Origin of the sequence: Methylobacterium oxalidis (genome assembly GCF_007992195.1) — a bacterium.
In the GTDB taxonomy this organism is placed as follows: domain Bacteria; phylum Pseudomonadota; class Alphaproteobacteria; order Rhizobiales; family Beijerinckiaceae; genus Methylobacterium; species Methylobacterium oxalidis.
The window spans coordinates 49,269-62,187 of the sequence record NZ_BJZU01000027.1 but is presented as its reverse complement, the minus strand read 5'-3'; the positions used below and the strand labels follow the sequence as shown (position 1 = coordinate 62,187).

15 protein-coding genes and 1 pseudogene are annotated in these 12,919 nt (G+C 74.1%); 7 read left to right on the top strand and 9 right to left on the bottom strand.

The window, feature by feature from the left end; all coding sequences use genetic code 11:
• Positions 1-101: 101 nt before the first annotated feature.
• The 3 genes from MOX02_RS08220 to MOX02_RS08215 all read left to right on the top strand — a co-directional run bounded on the left by MOX02_RS08220 (position 102) and on the right by MOX02_RS08215 (position 1,957).
• Positions 102-359: a hypothetical protein gene (locus MOX02_RS08220; RefSeq protein ID WP_147025321.1), complete on the top strand. Its 258-nt coding sequence runs from the start codon at positions 102-104 to the stop codon at positions 357-359.
• A gap of 196 nt (positions 360-555) precedes the next feature.
• The gene (locus tag MOX02_RS31090; protein ID WP_170267735.1) at positions 556-696 is read left to right on the top strand and encodes a hypothetical protein; all 141 of its coding nucleotides are present in this window, start codon (positions 556-558) and stop codon (positions 694-696) included.
• Positions 697-1,048: 352 nt separating this feature from the next.
• The gene (locus tag MOX02_RS08215; RefSeq protein WP_147025320.1) at positions 1,049-1,957 is read left to right on the top strand and encodes a LysR family transcriptional regulator; all 909 of its coding nucleotides are present in this window, start codon (positions 1,049-1,051) and stop codon (positions 1,955-1,957) included.
• Positions 1,958-1,964: 7 nt separating this feature from the next.
• On the opposite strand, the gene MOX02_RS08210 is transcribed toward MOX02_RS08215, so the two are convergent.
• On the bottom strand, positions 1,965-2,321 hold the full coding sequence (locus MOX02_RS08210) for a hypothetical protein (RefSeq protein ID WP_147025319.1): 357 nt from the start codon (positions 2,319-2,321) through the stop codon (positions 1,965-1,967).
• A 113-nt stretch (positions 2,322-2,434) separates the two neighbouring features.
• A complete protein-coding gene (locus MOX02_RS08205; RefSeq protein WP_147025318.1) occupies positions 2,435-2,791 on the bottom strand; it encodes a hypothetical protein in 357 nt (118 codons plus the stop codon).
• Positions 2,792-2,988: 197 nt separating this feature from the next.
• On the opposite strand from MOX02_RS08205, the gene MOX02_RS08200 reads away from it, so the two are divergent.
• Positions 2,989-3,645 carry a phytochelatin synthase family protein gene (locus MOX02_RS08200; protein WP_147025317.1) on the top strand — a complete coding sequence of 219 codons (657 nt, stop codon included), beginning with the start codon at positions 2,989-2,991 and terminating at the stop codon, positions 3,643-3,645.
• 34 nt (positions 3,646-3,679) lie between these two features.
• On the opposite strand, the gene MOX02_RS08195 is transcribed toward MOX02_RS08200, so the two are convergent.
• On the bottom strand, positions 3,680-3,913 hold the full coding sequence (locus MOX02_RS08195) for a hypothetical protein (protein ID WP_147025316.1): 234 nt from the start codon (positions 3,911-3,913) through the stop codon (positions 3,680-3,682).
• 218 nt (positions 3,914-4,131) lie between these two features.
• Between MOX02_RS08195 and MOX02_RS08190 the strand changes: the two genes are divergently transcribed.
• The 3 genes from MOX02_RS08190 (at position 4,132) to MOX02_RS31085 (ending at position 5,866) form a co-directional block, all read left to right on the top strand.
• Positions 4,132-5,211 (top strand): phytanoyl-CoA dioxygenase family protein, encoded by a 1,080-nt coding sequence (locus tag MOX02_RS08190; protein WP_147025315.1) that lies wholly within the window; start codon positions 4,132-4,134, stop codon positions 5,209-5,211.
• 74 nt (positions 5,212-5,285) lie between these two features.
• Positions 5,286-5,585: a heme oxygenase-like domain-containing protein gene (locus MOX02_RS08185; protein ID WP_238179723.1), complete on the top strand. Its 300-nt coding sequence runs from the start codon at positions 5,286-5,288 to the stop codon at positions 5,583-5,585.
• 113 nt (positions 5,586-5,698) lie between these two features.
• Entirely contained in the window at positions 5,699-5,866 is a 168-nt protein-coding gene (locus MOX02_RS31085) for a hypothetical protein (protein WP_170267733.1), read from the top strand.
• Positions 5,867-5,893: 27 nt separating this feature from the next.
• On the opposite strand, the gene MOX02_RS08180 is transcribed toward MOX02_RS31085, so the two are convergent.
• The 6 genes and pseudogenes from MOX02_RS08180 to MOX02_RS08160 form a co-directional block, all read right to left on the bottom strand.
• Positions 5,894-7,345: a protein adenylyltransferase SelO gene (locus tag MOX02_RS08180; protein WP_373866725.1), complete on the bottom strand. Its 1,452-nt coding sequence runs from the start codon at positions 7,343-7,345 to the stop codon at positions 5,894-5,896.
• Between the two features lie 277 nt (positions 7,346-7,622).
• Positions 7,623-9,071: a sodium:solute symporter family protein gene (locus MOX02_RS08175; protein ID WP_147025314.1), complete on the bottom strand. Its 1,449-nt coding sequence runs from the start codon at positions 9,069-9,071 to the stop codon at positions 7,623-7,625.
• Positions 9,068-9,331, bottom strand: a complete 264-nt coding sequence (locus tag MOX02_RS08170) for a DUF3311 domain-containing protein (RefSeq protein WP_147025313.1) — start codon at positions 9,329-9,331, stop codon at positions 9,068-9,070. Before MOX02_RS08170 ends, MOX02_RS08175 begins: the two co-directional genes overlap by 4 nt.
• Positions 9,332-9,465: 134 nt before the next feature.
• A complete protein-coding gene (locus MOX02_RS08165) occupies positions 9,466-9,702 on the bottom strand; it encodes a hypothetical protein (RefSeq protein ID WP_147025312.1) in 237 nt (78 codons plus the stop codon).
• Positions 9,703-9,932: 230 nt separating this feature from the next.
• Positions 9,933-10,703, bottom strand: coding sequence for a DUF4214 domain-containing protein (locus MOX02_RS33130; RefSeq protein ID WP_238179737.1), 771 nt, complete (start codon positions 10,701-10,703; stop codon positions 9,933-9,935).
• Between the two features lie 21 nt (positions 10,704-10,724).
• A pseudogene (locus MOX02_RS08160) lies at positions 10,725-12,842 on the bottom strand (peroxidase family protein); the annotation flags it as partial.
• Positions 12,843-12,919: the final 77 nt, after the last annotated feature.

Genomic DNA, 12,919 nt, shown 5'->3' with positions numbered 1-12,919 from the left:
GATGCCCGAACGGCATTATCCTCCGGCACCCCGCGCGGCGATGATCTCACTCGGGAAGCAGGACGGCCCGTCCGGGCTTCCCCCACCCGGAGATCACGATCATGCGCAGCCTTCTTCTCGCCGGCACCGTCGTCCTCGCCTTCGCGTCCTCGGCCCAGGCCTGGACCCAGTCGATCCTCCACCCCGAGGGGCAGGGCGCCGCGGTGACGCTGAACGGCGTCACGCCCCGCTACACGATCCACGGCGCCGAGGCCCGCGCGGCGCAGCCGGCGCGGCCCGCCAAGCCCGTGCGGGCCGCGCCCGCCCCGGGCCCCTTCGCCGACGATTCCGAGATGCTCCACCACCCCTCGCACAATTGAGGCCCGCGCCCGCGCGCCCCGAACACGCCTCGCCCGAGGGTCCTCGGCCCCGAACACGCCTGGAATCGGGGCCTTGGCCCCGGACACGCCCGGAATGGGGGGCCCCTCGGCCCCCCGGAGGGAACGTGAGCCGCGTCACGGAAGGCGGGGACGGGCGGTGCGAGGGTCGCGCCACGGTCAACGACAGGAGAGTCCCATGGTCCTCACGGTGTTCGATCCCCGCGCCGGCACGCAGGTCCGGATCTGGTTCCCGGCCGTTCCGACGGTCGCCCGGCCGGTGCCGGCGACCGTGATCCGCCACCCGCGCTTCGCGCGCGCCGCGACCCGGACGCCTTGAACCGGGCCCCGGGAACCCACACCTATCCTCTTGAGATACCGCCTCTTCTTCGCGCCGGCCCGGCCGCGACGCGACGCGGGCGGCGGATGGGGTTTCCCATGAAGCGCTCCAACGAACGCCGCGCCAAATGCGCGGTCCTGCGCGAGCTCGACCGGCTGCTCGCCCGACGGAATCCGGGCCGCCCCGGCTGAGCCCGTAGCGTACCGACGACCGCCGCCCCTGGACGGCGGCCCCGTTGTCGAGACAATGGCCGGCCGGTGTCCCACGGCCGCGCCGGGCGACCGGCCCCGGGCGTCGGGCCCGAAGCGTCCCGTTCGAAGCGTCCGGCGGGACCGCGAGGCCGGAGCCGCCGATGGAGCTCCACGAGATCCGCTACTTCCTGGCGGTCGGCCGCCTCGGCAGCTTCACGAAGGCCGCCGAGCAGTGCTGCGTGACGCAGCCCGCGCTCACCCGGGCGATCCAGAAGCTGGAGGACGAGCTCGGCGGGCTCCTGGTCTCGCGCGAGCGCGGCCGCGTGCACCTGACCGATCTCGGCCGCCTGCTGGAGCCGGAATTCAGCGAGATGATCGAGCGGCGCGAGCGCGCCAAGCGCGCGGCCTCGCGCTTCCTGCGCCTCGAAGGGGCCGAGCTGCGCCTCGGCGTCATGTGCACGATCGGGCCGCTGCGCTTCGTCGGCTTCCTCAACCACTTCCGCGTCCACCATCCGGGCATCGAGCTGACCCTCGTCGAGGGCGTGCCGGCGCGCCTCACCGAGATGCTGCTCGGGGGCGAGCTCGACGTGGCGATCATGGCCGATCCGCGCGGCTTCCCCGAGCCGCTGCGGGCGAGCCCGCTCTACGCGGAGCGCTTCATGCTCGCCTGCGGGCCGGCCCACGCCTTCGCCTGCCGCAACGCGATCCGGATGCACGACCTCGCCGGGCAGATCTACCTGCAGCGGATCAACTGCGAGTTCCGCGACCTGCTCGCCGAGATCCTGCGCGCGCAGGGCACCGAGATCCTGCGCTCCCACCGCAGCGAGCGGGAGGACTGGATCCAGAGCATGGTGGCGGCCGGGATGGGGGTGTGCTTCCTGCCCGAGTTCTCCGCGACGCAGCCGGGCCTCGCGCTGCTGCCGGTGGTGGAGCCCGCCGTCGCCCGGGAGGTCTGCCTCGTCACGGTGGCCGGCCGGCGCCGCTCCGCGCCGCTCTCGGCCCTCGCGGCGGCGCTGGGCCGCTACGCCTGGCCGGCGAGCCGCTTCTGCCTCGACGACGAGGCGGTTTAGGGCCGGCCTACCGCAGCAGCCAGAGGGCGAGCCCGACCGCGACGGCCGCGAGGACGATGAAGCCCGCGAAGGCCGGCAGCACCCAGGGCCGCGCGCCCTGCGGATCCGCCGCCGCCCGCACGTGCGGCGCGGCGGCCTCCTGCTGACGGGCCGCCGCGATGCGGTCCGGCCCGTTCGGCCGGCCGGCGGCCTCGTCGTCGGTGCCGAGCTGGGACAGGCCGGGGTCGTAGTGCTCGACCTTGTCGCCCGTGCGGCCGCTGTCGATGTCGGCCTTGAGCTGGGCCGTGGTCGGCCGCTCGGACCGGGGCGTGGCCGGGGCCTTGAGGTCGGCGGGCGGGGGCGGGGTCTCGGATCTCAAGGTCATCGCGGTCGTCCCAGGTTGCCGCGCCAGGTTGTCGGGAACGTCCGGAGCGTGCTGCCGGGTCAACGCGCCCCGGGATGGGACCGATCCGGGCCGCGGCCGGCCGCCGCGCGGCCTCACCAGCCGAAGCGGGCGATCTGCGCGAGCCGCGCCTCGGCGGCGGCCCCGTCCCGGCCGATCAGGGCGACGCGCTGCGAGAGGTCGTAGCAGGTCGGCGAGAAGGCGAGGACGAGGAGCGGGACCGCCTCTCTGCGCGCCCGGTTCACCGAGGCGACCAGGCAGCCGATCACGGGCTCGGAGTCCGGCGAGCCGAGGCAGTCGGTCCGCGGGCTGCCGAAGAGCGGCCGATTCGGCGGGGCGAGCGACACCGCGGTGTAGCCCCGCCGGTCGGGGGCGGGCGGCACGGTGTAGCTGCGCACGAACAGGGCGCAGAACAGCAGGACGGCTCCGACGAGGACGAGGGCGAGGCGCATGGCGGGGGGACCGGGACGCGATGCCCCGGAAGATAGGGCGCGGCGCCGCGCGTCCATGCCCGGGCCCGATCGCGAGCCCGGTCGCCCGAGCCCTCCCGAACAGGCCGGCTTGAACGGGCGGCGCCGGGGGCGTCTGATCGCGGGGCGCGCTCGAGGCCGGCGCGCCGACAGGGGGTTCTCTCGCACGGGGTCTCGCGATGAGGCGCATCTTCGCCGCCGCCGCCGCTGCCGCCCTGGCGGCCGCCCTGGGCCTCGCGGGCCTCCGTCTCGCCCCCGCGACGCCGACGCAGGCGCAGATCGACGCGGCCGTGACGCGCTCCGGCCCGAGCTTCGAGCGGGCGCGCCGGCTGCCCGTCGCGGCGCGCTACCCGCGGGACCTCGTCTGGCAGTCCAACCTGTCCCTGTGCGGACCCGCGAGCCTCGCCAACCTGCTCCGCTCCCTCGACGAGCCGGCCGCGACGGAGGCGACGGTCCTGGCGGGGACCGGGCTCTGCCGCACGGGCTTCTGCATCCTCGGCCTGACCCTCGACGAACTCGCCGGGGTGGCGCGCACGCGCACGCGGCGGCCGGTGCGCGTGCTGCGCGACCTGACGCCGGAGGCGTTCCGGGAGGCGCTGCGCGGCGCGAACGACCCGTCCCGCCGGGTCGTCGTCAATTTCGACAGGGCGCGCATCTTCGGCGTGGGCGCGGGCCACCACGCCCCGGTCGGGGGCTATCTCGAGGCGGAGGATCTCGTGCTCGTCCTCGACGTCAACCGCGCCTACGGGCCCTGGCTCGTCGAGCGCGCGCGCCTCCAGGCGGCGGTGGACACCCGCGACGGGGAGCGGACGCGCGGCCTCCTCGTGATCGAGTGACCCGCCGTGATCGAGTGATCCGCCCGTCGAGCGGCTATTCCCGCGCGTCGAACCGGCTCCAGCGGAACACCTCGCGCCCCGCCCCGTCGATCACCCGCACCGCCTCCGCCGGCTCGCCGCCGCGCTGGGGCACCCGCGCCCGGGCGAACAGGCGCAGCGCCCGCTCCCGCGCCCCCGCGAGGTCGCTCGTGCGCACGGAGACGCGGGTCTGCACCTCCGCGTCGTCGGGGCCGAGGATCTCGATGTGGAAGGTCTCGCGCTGGCTCAAGGGTTCGCTCTAGGCTCTCTCGGCGGGTCTGTCCGCCCCGACAGATAGGGGCGCGCGGGCCCCGGCGCAGCCCAGGCGGGGGCGGCCGGGAAGGCGCGCGGACGGGGCGGGCCGGAGCCTTCCTTTTCGCACAATTGCCACTGAGTTTACTGCAACTGAAGATTGCATCGCTTCCATCCTGCGCGAAGGCCCGCACCGGGCAGAGGATTCGTGTTCCGATGATCCCCGCCTCCAACTCCCGTCCCCTCGCCCGCGCCGTGCCCGCCCTCGGCGCCGTGCTGCGGGCCCCCCTCTGGCTCGCCGCGCTGGCCACCGGCGCCAAGTCCTTCGTGGACAATCCGATCCTCGGCTCGGAGCGGCTGAACCGCCTCGGCCTTCACACGGCGCGCGTGCGCCTCGCCCACGCCATGGCGGACCGCCGCCGGCGCCGCCTCGCGCACCTCGTTCCGGCCGGGGACCGGGCCGCCTTCGCCCGCGACGGCTTCATCGCCAAGCGCGACTTCATGCCCGCCGACCTCTACGCCGCGGTCCGCGCGGAGGTGCGCGCCGTCGCCGTGGAGGCCCGCGAGCAGCTTCAGGGCGACACGGTCACCCGCCGCATCCCCCTCGACCCGGCCACGCTGCGGCGGATGCCGGCGATGGCGCGCCTCCTCGCCCTGCCCGAGTGGCAGGGCCTGCTGCGCTACGTCTCGAGCTTCGACTGCGAGCCCGTGATCACCGTGCAGGCGATCCTCTCGCACGTGGCCGAGGGGCCGCCCGACCCGCAGACGAACTTCCACATCGACACCTTCCACCCGACCATGAAGGCCTGGCTCTTCCTCACCGACGTGGCGGCGGACGAGGGGCCCTTCACCTACGTGCCGGGCTCGCACCGCCCGACCAAGCGCCGCCTCGCCTGGGAGCGCCGCCTCGCCCGCGGCGCCGCCCGCGACCCCGACCGGCTCACGGGGCGCGGCTCCTTCCGGGCGAGCCGGGACCAGCTGAAGCGCCTCGGCTACGGCGAGCCCGTCGCCTTCGCGGTGCCCGGCAACACCCTGGTGGTCGGCGACACGGTCGGCTTCCACGCCCGCGGGCCCTCGCTCCGCCCCGCCGTGCGCATCGAGGTCTGGGCCTACGACCGGCACAACCCGTTCCTGCCGGTGCCCGGCCTCGACCTGTGGTCGATCCTCGGGCTCGCCCGCTGGCGCACCCGGCTCGCCTGGTGGGTTCTCGACCGGGGCGAGCGCCTCGGGCTTTCCCGCAACGTCTGGCGCCCGGTCGGCGCCGTCACCGCCGACGCGCCGCCGAAGCTCGGCTGACGGGCTGGAGAACCGCGCCCCGCGCCGCCGCGTTGGCCTCCGGACGCGGATTCGACGGGGATCGGGAGGGGACCGTGGAGGCTGACATCCGGGACGAGGTCGAGCGGCTGCGGGTGCTCGTGGGCGCCTTCGAGACCGCCCTCGGCCACCTGTTCGAGGCGAGCCCCGGCGGGAGCGAGGCGAGGGCGCGGCTCGCCGCGGATCTCCGCGCCCTCCTCGACAGCACGAACGAGCGCCAGCCGGGCTCGCCCGCCGCGCAGACCTACGAGGCCCTGCTGCGCCGCCTCGGCGCCGCCGCGCCCGGCGACCCGTCCGGCCTCGGCGCGGTGCCGACGCCGGAGCGGGGCCTGCCCCCGTCCGGCCCGGGGGCGTGAGGGCGCCCCCGGCGTGCCGGACCATCTGAGGATGCCGCGGTCTCGCGCGCGGAACCGGTCTGTCGCGCCGAGCCGGCGACCGCGGCCGCGGACCATGCTGTAGACCCGCTCCGATGCAGCCTCTCAAGATCCTCGCGGCGCTCGCGGTCTGCGCCCTCCTGTTCTGGCTCGGCCTGCGGCTCGCCCGCCGCGCCATCGACGCCGGCATCGCGCGGGGGCGGGCGGCGGAGGCCGAGAGAGAGGCGGAGGAGCGGGGGCGGGGCGAGGGGGCGGACCGGTAGGCGCCCGCCGTCCCGGGTGCCCGGATCTCAGGCCGTCGCCCGTCCCGTCGCCGTCCCGAAGGCCTCTGCCATCCGGGCGATCTCCCCGAGTTTGGCCTCGAAGGCCGACCAGTCGTCCCGCTCCGCGATCGGCGCCCAGAGCGCCTCGACCTCGTCGATCAGCATCGTGCAGGGGTGCGCCTGCGCGAAGTAGGGATGGTCGAGGCGGCGCGGCTCGGCCGCCTCCAGGGCCTCGAGGGCGTCGAGCACCGGCGCGAAGGTCTCGCCCCCGTAGAGCTCCGCCACGGGGCTGCGCGCCGCCCGGGCGCGGCTCGCGAGGCCGCCGTACCAGTCGAAGAAGACGCGCTCGAAGGGCGCGTGGCTGTCGGCGAGGAAGCGCCAGAAGGCGCCGACGAAGCGGTGCGTCGGTTCCTCGTCCGCCGGGGCGAGGCCGAAGCGGGCGAAGAGCGCCGCCGCGAAGGCGTCCTGCAGGTGCGGCCCGAATCCCTTCAGCACCGCCTCGAGGCGCGGCTGCTCGGCCAGCGGCAGCAGGCAGTCGGCGAGCCGGCCGAGGTTCCAGAACAGGGCCTCGGGCTGGCGCCCGAAGCTGTAGAGGCCCGCCGTGTCGAAGTAGGCCGCCGTGAAGTGCGGGTCGAAATGCGGCAGGAAGCGCCAGGGGCCGTAGTCGAAGCTCTCGCCGGTGACGTTGATGTTGTCGGTGTTGAGCACCCCGTGCACGAAGCCCGCCGCCATCCACTGCGCGCCCGTGCGGGCGACGCGCCGGCTCACCGCCTCCAGGAAGGCCACCGCCCGGTCGGTCCGGCCCGTCTCGCGGATCTCGGGCATGTAGGCCGCCACGCAATGGTCGATGAGGCGGGCGATGGAGTCGGGCTCGTCGAGGGCGAGCAGCCGCTGGAAGCTGCCGATGCGGATGTGGGAGTGGCTGAGCCGCACCAGCACGGCGGAGCGGGCGGGCGAGGGCTCGTCGCCCCGCTCCAGCGCCTCGCCGGTCTCGATCAGGCTGAAGGATTTCGAGGTCTCGACGCCGAGCGCCTCCAGCATGGCGGTGGCCAGCACCTCGCGCACGCCGCCCTTCAGGGTCAGGCGCCCGTCCGCCCCGCGGGAGAAGGGGGTCTGCCCGCTGCCCTTGGTGCCGAGGTCGAGCAGGCGCCCGTCGGCGCGGTCGTGGAGCTGCGCGAAGAGGAAGCCGCGCCCGTCCCCGAGATCCGGGTTGTAGGCGCGGAACTGGTGGCCGTGGTAGCGCAGCGCCAGCGGCTCCGGGAAGCTGCCGGGCAGGGGCTCGAACCGGCCGAAATGCCGGATCCAGTCCGCCTCCGAGAGGCCGCCGAGGCCGACCCGTCCGGCCCAGTCCCGGTTGCGGTAGCGCAGGATCGCCTGCGGGAAGCGGGCCGGCGCGACGACGTCGTAGAAGGCCGGCCCCAGCTCCGCGTGCCGGCGGGAGGGGCGGTAGGCGGGCTCGGGCAATAGCGTTTCGGTCAAGACGGCTCTCGAACGGCTCGGGTCGGGTTGCGCGGGCGCGCATCGTCCCAATGCCGCCGGCCGTGCAACCGTTTCACCGGCCGCGTGCCCGGCGCCTCAGCCGCCGATCTGGCTGAGCAGGGTCACGGCCCCGAATCCGAGGACGGAGAGGACGGCGACGGCGAGCAGGATGAGCGCCGCGCGCGACTCGCGAAGTTCCGGCGACATCCCGCCCTCCCTGGCTGGCCGGCGCCCGCGACGCCCCCACGGGCGCGGGCCGGCCTTCGCGGGGATTGTCTCACCCCCGCCGGGGCCTGTCGAGGCGGCTCACGATCCCCGCCGCGGCGAGGTTGAGGGCGAGCGCCACGAAGCCGACGTTGATGTCCTGCACGGGGCCCGGCAGGAAGGGGAAGAGGCCCGCGAGCGTCAGGCCGCCGAGGCTCGTCGCGGCCACCGCGGCGACGCCGACGAGGATGCCGGCCAGCGCCCCGCGGGCGGTGAGGGGGTTGGCCCGCATCAGGCTCGCCACGAGGGCCGGCAGGAGCTGCGTCACGAAGTTGTAGCCCATCAGCAGGAGCTGCACGATGGTCTCGCCGCCGTGCAGCGTCACGCCGACGCTCACGAGGGCGAGCACCGGCACGCAGAGCTTGGCGAGCCGCGCCGTCTCGGCCTCGGTGGCGGCCGGGCGCAGGGGGCGCACCACGTTGTTGGCCATGAGCGTCGCCCCCGACATCAGGATCATGGAGCCCGGCACCAGGGCGGTGAGCACGCCGGTGGCGCCGATCACGCCGACGAACCAGGGCGGGAAGCTCTGCAGCGCCAGCTTGAACAGGGCGAGGTCGACGTCCGCCCCCGTGAGCCCCGGCACCTGCAGCACCGCCGCGAAGCCCACCATGAGCACGAACAGCAGGATGAGCTGGTAGACGGGCAGCAGCACGGCGTTGCGCCGGAAGGAGCGCGCGTCGCCCGCCGTGTAGATCGACACGAAGACGTGCGGCCACATGTAGCCGCCGAGCGCCGTCAGCAGCGTCGTCGAGGCGAACCAGGTCGGCGACTGGCCGCGCTCGGGCAGCGCCAGGAAGCCGGGCTTGGCCGCCTCGATCGCCTCGAACATCGCGGCGAACCCGCCGTAGTAGTGCAGGGGCAGGTAGATCCCGAGGAACAGGACCACGAACAGGATCATCAGGTCCTTGATCACCGCGGTCCAGGCCGAGCCGTGCACCCCCGAGACCGTGACGTAGGCGGTGACCGCCGCGGCGCCGAGCAGGATCGCGAGCGTCGGCGGGACGGCGCCGTAGGAGGCCGTCGAGACGATGATGCCGAGCCCCTTGAGCTGCAGCACGAGGTAGGGGACGAGGGCGACGAGGCCGACGAGGGCCACCACGAGGCCCAGCGTCGGGCTCCCGTACTTCGCGGCGAAGAAGTCGGGCTGCGAGAACAGTCGGTGCTCCTTGGCGTAGCGCCAGATCGGCGGCAGCAGCCAGTAGGAGACGACGTAGAGAAGCGTCAGGTAGCAGAGGATGTAGTAGGCCGGCCCGCCCTTGCCGTAGGCCCAGCCCGAGCCGCCGAGGAACGTGAAGGTGGTGTAGATCTCGCCCGCCATCAGCAGGAAGACGAGCATCGTGCCGAAGCCGCGCCCGCCCACCGTCCACTGCTCCAGGCTCATCTCCCGGCCGGCGCGGGCGCGGATCCCGAGCAGGAGGGCGCCCACGAAGGCGCCCGCGATGATGAGGAGGGCGACGCTCATCGGGCGTCTCCCGTGCCCGCCCCGGTCCCCGCCCCGGCGCCGGCCCGGTCCGCCGGGTCAGCCGCCCGGTCCGCCGCCCGGTTCTCGGGGTCGCACAGGTAGATCACGCCCATGATGACCGAGGTCATCAGCACGCAGAAGACGAGCCAGGCGAGCAGCATCGGCAGCCCGAGGACGAGGGGCGTGACGCGGTTCAGGACGAAGGGCCCGCCGAGCATGCCGAGGAAGGGCAGGAGCGCCAGCCATCTCACCCACCTCATCCGCGATCCGCTCCGTCCCGTGCCCGGCCCTCCGCCGGCGCGCGAGAATGGCGGCAGGGCCGGCCGGCGTAAACCTCGCGTCCGCCCCCGATGCACGGGAGATGCACGGGATCCGCCGGCCTCACGCGCCGGCCTCAGGCACCTTGCCGGGCGACCACGACGGCGACCACCTCCGCGGCTTCCGCGGAGCGGACCTCGGAGAGCGCCCGCAGCCGCGTCGCCCGGAGCGAGTGCAGGCGGGCCTGCTCGCGCAGGGACGCGGCGGCATCCGCGTTGCCGTGCTCCTCGTGGACGGCGGCGGCGGTGCGCAGCGCGAACGAGATCTGCTCGTCGAGGCAGGCGGCGCGGTCGAGAGTGGCGGGGTCGCTCATCGGCCGGGGCCGGCGGGCGGGCGGGCCCGGCACGGGAGAGCGGCCCGTGGATCGCCGGAATCTCGATCGGAGCGCGGAGGGTCGGTCGGCACGGACGGCTCGCGGGAGAGGGGCGGGGAGAAGCGGGCAGGTTCGGGTTCGGGTAGAAGGGATCGCGGTCCCGCGGCGACGGGATCGCGACCAGGTCTCGTGTCGGCGCGCGAGGCTCGGGGCCGGGCTCGGCGCGGGCCTCAGGCGAGGTGCCAGCCCTCCTCGATGCGCGGCATCAGGTGGTTCTCCGCCTCCGGGCTGAGGGCGATGCCGACCGCCACCGCGGCGCGGGAGGCGCCGTCCTCGAGAGCCCGCATCCAGCTCGCGAGCCCCGCCTCCTCCGCGTGGCGGCCGAGCGCGTTCTCGTAGAGGCAGTCCACGAAGTCCTCGTCGGACAGGTTCGCGTACCGGGCCCTGTACTCGGCCGAGTCGAGGAAGCGCTCGGCCGCGGCGATGTCGGACAGGCCCGCCTTCATCGCGCCCGTCCAGGCGTCGAGGCCCCGCGCGTCGGGCGCCCGGTCGAGGAGGCCGTGGTAGAGCCGCGCCGCGTCGCTCGCGTCCGCGTCGGCCGTGAACACGCCGTGCTCGAATTCGATGCGGAGATCCTGGAGGTTCTCCTGCGAGAAGGCGAAGCCGAGCACCACGTCGGCGCGCGACATCCCGTCCTCGATCGCGTCCGTCCAGTAGGCGACCCCGCCCGCCTCGCCCTCGCGGCCGAGCGCGATGCGGTAGAGGCCCTCGACGAAGGCGCGGTCGTCGTCCATGCCGTGGTGCCCCCGGCCCTCCTCGGAATCGAGGAAGCCCTCCGCCATGTCGCGCAGGGACATCCCGTCCTTGCGCGCCTGCGTCCAGGATTGCTGGCCGCCCACGTCCCCGTCGCGGTCGAGCACGGCGTCGTAGAGGAGGTGGACCTCGCCCGCGGCGCTGTGGACCTTGTGGCTGACCTCGCCGAAATGCCCGCGGTGGTGCATCTGCGGCTGGCCCGCGTAAGGGTCGCCGTCGCCCGGCGCGCCGATATGGATGTCGTCCTCGCCGTCGGCGCTGCGGAAGATGTGCTCGGGCAGGTTCCGGAGGCTCGTGTTGCGGGCGACAATGTCGGAGAAGTTCTGGCCGTCGACGAAATCCTCGTAGAAGTCGAAGTTGTCGAACCGGTCGAGATAGTAGAACCGGTCCGCCTCCTGCAGGCGGTCGAACTGCTCGTGCAGCACCACCCAGAAGGTCTCGCCGACGAGGCCGTCGTTCACGTGCCTCTCGGCGAGGCCCCCGACCCAGAGGTCGACCCGGTCGATGCCCTTGACGACCTTGGCGCCGTCGGGGCCGTCGCGCAGGGCGATGTCGGGGTTGGCCGCCTCGAAGGCCGCGAGGGCGGCGGGCTCGCGCAGCACGAGGTCCGGGTAGGCTTGGCGGAACTGCGCGATCACGGCGTCGCTGAGGCCGTTCCGGTCCTGGAAATCCTCCCAGGAGGCGTAAGGGGTCAGGTTCGCGCGGCCGGCGAAGTCGACCGCCTCCCGCACGTAGGGGTCCTGCGAGCCCGCGAGGTCCATCCGCACCTGGTTCAGGGAGCCGAGGCCGACGTCGCGCCCGCGCGCCACGTTGAAGGCGAACAGGTCCGCGTTGATGCGCACGAGGTCGTTGCGGACCGCGTCCACGATGTTGAAGTCGACCTCCTCGGCCGCCTGGCCGACGATGCCGCCGAGGACGGCGCCGGCGCCGATCTGCTCGAAGCCGGGCTGGGGCACGTACCCGCGGGGCAGGGGGCCGGCGAAGGCGCCCGGATCGTTCGTCGGGTTGAGGAAGGCGTCGAAGAGCGGCACGTCCCGGGTGGTGCCGTCCGGGTTGAGGATCGTCAGGGTCTGGCCGATCAGCGAGTGGCCGACCCGGTACACGGCGGCGGCGAACTCGTGCGAGATGCTGGCCTCGGCCTCCGGGTTGTAGCCCGCGTGGCCGTGGCTGCCCGTGCCGCGGATGCCGCCGATCAGCATGTCGGCGAACTCGTCGAAGACGACGCGCTGGTACTCCGCCTCGTTGATCATCTTGGCGGCCTCGAACACCGCCTCGGGGCTGCCCGCGAAGCCCGCCGCCTCCAGCGTCTCGACGTGGAAATTGTGGTTGCGCGCCCAGATCGTGTGCATGGCGGTGAGGGAGACGTTCTCGTTCGCCCGCCCGTCGCCCGCCACGTAGTGGTCGAGGAGGTTCATGTAGGGGTTGGTGTCGAGGAGGAGCGGGTGCCCGCTGCCCATGAAGTTCGACACGAGCCCGTTGAGCACGTCCGGGTCGAAGGCGCCGGTCGCCTCGTCGAACAGGCTGCCCGTGGCCCCGCTCGGCAGGGCGTAGGCCGAGTAGTAGTCGCGGAACGACATGGCGCCGCCGGGCAGGCTCCCGGCGCGGAACAGGGTGTCGGCGTTCCAGTGGTGCTCGATCAGCTCGCGCAGCGTCGGCAGCAGCCGGAAGCCGGGGTCGGACGGGTCGATCCCGCCCGCCAGCAGCTTCGCGCCGAAGCCCCGCGCCCCGTCGCTCTCCCGCAGGAACTGGCCGACGAGGGCGGTCGAGCCGTAGGCCTGGTTCTGGTCGACGTAGGGCGAGGTCATGTTGAGGTGCTGCGGCACGCCCTCGGCGTCGGTGCCGCTCACCGTGCCGCGGGTGAGGTCGGCCGGGTTGTCGGTGCCGGGGGCGCGGCCGGAGCCGGGGCCGCCGATCTGGATCGTGCCGTTGCCGCCCTTGGGCAGGAAGTCGAGGCCGTGGTCGAAGTACTGGCCGAAGGCCATGAAGAAGATGTTCGCGTCCTTGCCGGCCTTCGGCAGCCCGGCCTCCTGGTGCCCGAGGATGTTGCTGATCGCCCGCGCGTCGAGCCCGTCGTAGAGGGGGTTGAGGGCCCGGTTGCCGGTGGCGGCCTCGGGCGCCCCGTAATGGGCCTCCGTCAGCCGGATGAAGGGCTGCTCGGCCGAGCCCCGGTCCGGATGGGCGTGGTTGTTGCCCGTGCCGAGGAGGTCGCGGGTGCCGGCGGCGCCGTCGGTGTCGTCGTCGTCCGCGTAGGCCCGGCGGCCCTCGACGAGGTTCCTGAGCCCGGCGAGGTCGCGGGCCGTGAGGAAGAAGGCCCCGGGCGCCCGCTCGTCGCTCTCGTCGAGGGGGCTCAGCGGAAGGTCCTGCTCGATCGAAGCCATGGCAGCCTCCTGACGGTTCGGGATGT